This is a genomic window from Bradyrhizobium sp. NAS96.2, assembly GCF_001908235.1.
Classification (GTDB): Bacteria; Pseudomonadota; Alphaproteobacteria; order Rhizobiales; family Xanthobacteraceae; genus Bradyrhizobium.
The window spans coordinates 1-2,086 of record NZ_LGHK01000342.1; the positions used below are offsets into that span (position 1 = coordinate 1).

4 protein-coding genes are annotated in these 2,086 nt (G+C 64.0%); all 4 read right to left on the bottom strand.

Translation table 11 applies throughout. From position 1 onward, the window contains the following. Positions 1 to 91: 91 nt before the first annotated feature. A complete protein-coding gene (locus tag AC628_RS41050; RefSeq protein ID WP_016843345.1) occupies positions 92 to 316 on the bottom strand; it encodes a hypothetical protein in 225 nt (74 codons plus the stop codon). Between the two features lie 94 nt (positions 317 to 410). Further along, positions 411 to 686 carry a chaperone modulator CbpM gene (locus AC628_RS41055; RefSeq protein ID WP_074132500.1) on the bottom strand — a complete coding sequence of 92 codons (276 nt, stop codon included), beginning with the start codon at positions 684 to 686 and terminating at the stop codon, positions 411 to 413. Beyond that, positions 683 to 1,585 carry a DnaJ C-terminal domain-containing protein gene (locus AC628_RS41060; RefSeq protein ID WP_074132501.1) on the bottom strand — a complete coding sequence of 301 codons (903 nt, stop codon included), beginning with the start codon at positions 1,583 to 1,585 and terminating at the stop codon, positions 683 to 685. The genes AC628_RS41055 and AC628_RS41060 overlap by 4 nt, the downstream gene beginning before the upstream one ends. 122 nt (positions 1,586 to 1,707) lie before the next feature. After that, positions 1,708 to 1,890 (bottom strand): hypothetical protein, encoded by a 183-nt coding sequence (locus AC628_RS41065; RefSeq protein WP_074132502.1) that lies wholly within the window; start codon positions 1,888 to 1,890, stop codon positions 1,708 to 1,710. Between the last annotated feature and the right edge of the window lie 196 nt (positions 1,891 to 2,086).

Genomic DNA, 2,086 nt, shown 5'->3' on the forward strand with positions numbered 1-2,086 from the left:
CTGAGTGACTCTTTGTTTGAGCATGATCTCCGCGCAAACGCTTCGCGTTTGTCGCGAGGGAAAACCGGCTCCCACTTTTCCGGATCATGCTCTAGCCGCCGAGGAATGCCGGCGCCAGATCTTCCTGCACGATGATATTGGCGGCTTCCGTCGTCAGCTCGCTGCCGACCAGATCGAGATTCTTCGCAGCCTCGAACAGCATCGAGCGGACGTCATCCGGCGTCAGCACGCCCTTTGCGATCAGCTTGCGCACCAGCGCCTGCAGGATGAGAACGTCGATCTCGCCATGGGCCAGCGGCGTCGGCTTGTCCGTCATGATCGTCTCCCGGGGCTGAAGTTCGACTCAGACGAGCTTGTTGTTTGAGCATGATCTTTTCGGAAAACCGCTTCACAGTTTTCCGGATCATGCTCTAGCGCGGCGGTGACGCGATATCCTTGTGCAATTGCTCGAACGCGCGGCGCAGGCCGTGCAGCTGATCGACCAGATGGAGGATGACGTCGATGCCCTCGTCGTTGACGCCGAAGTCGCCCTTCAGGTCCCGGATCAGATGCGCGCGCGCCAGGTCGGTGTCGGAGAAACTGACCTCGTGAGCGGTCTCTTCCGGCACGAGCCATTGCTGCTCGATCCAGAACTCCAGGGTCTGCACCTCCAGACCCGCATCGATGAGGAATTGCTGCTTGTTCATGACGCACCATCCTCGCGCGGATTGAATCCCTTGCGATCCCAGTTCGAGACAAACGCCTCGAGCGCAGGATCGGGTCCCTTGGGCAGGACCACCTTGAGCTTGACGAGTTCATCGCCATGGCCGCCGCCGACCTTGGGCGCGCCCTTGCCGCGCAAGCGCATCGTGGTGCCGGTGTTGGAGCCTTTCGGCACCGTCATGGTCACGGCGCCGGTCGGCGTCGGAACATTGACCCTGCCGCCGAGCACGGCCTCCGACAGCGAGATCGGCAATTCCAGCGAGATGTCGTCGCCGTCGCGGGTGAAGCGCGGATCGGGGCGAACGTCCACCTCGATCAGCGCATCGCCGGGACCGCCCTTGCCGCTGCCGGGCATCCCCTTGCCGCGCAGACGAATGACCTGTCCGTCAATCAGTCCCGCCGGGATCGTCACATCGAGCGTGCCGCCGTCGGGAAGCGTCAGCCGCTTGCTCGCGCCGGTGATCGATTCGGCGAAGTCGATCACGAGGCTGTAATGCAGGTCGCGGCCGCGACGGTTGGCGCGCGCCTGCTCGGTGCGCCGCAGCAGCTCGGCGAACGCGTCGTCCTGGTCCATGTAGTCGGCATAGCCCGAGCTGTCGGCATAAGGATGCCCCGCATCGGCGGTAGCGAAATCCCGGTAGTAGCGATGCTGCGGCCGCTCGGCGCCGCTGGCGTCGATCTCGCCGGCGTCAAAGCGCTTGCGTTTGTCGGCATCGCTGAGCAGATCGTTTGCGGCAGCGACTTCCTTGAACTTGTCCTCGGCCGCCTTGTCACCCGGATTGAGATCCGGATGCAGCTTCTTTGCCAGCTTGCGATAGGCCTTCTGGATGTCGGCCGCAGACGCCGTCGGGGCAACGCCAAGGACCTCGTACGGATTTTTCACAACCTGCTCCGCAACACCGTGAGTGCATCTGCAATCATGAGGGCGCAAAAGCAGGCGATTTGCAAGTGCGCAGGCGTACCGCCCACGAACGGGCAACGCAGCATGTGCTCAGATCACGGGCGCTACGAGGTGTGTCCGGGATCCAGATATTTCGGCATGTTCTTTTCCTGCTGCGGCGTCATCTTGGCGGTGTCCGCCTTGCCGGGCACGCCCCTCGGACCGAGCAGGGCCCGCTGCATATCGTCCTCGCTCAGGCGCGGCTTGCCGTCGTCAAGCTGTCCGTCGCCACCGTGACTCTGTGCCATGACCGACCTCCAATGATGATCGCTCGCGCGCGGGCAAAGGAGAGTGCGCGCTCCACCGGAACGAGCCGGCGGAGCGCGATCTTACCTCAGTGTTGCTCCTGCCGCTTCTCCTCCGCAGGATGACCTGCGGGTGCGGCATGCGGCGGCGCCTGAACGTGCGGCGCGGCCTGGACGTGCGGCGGGGCCTGCACGTGCG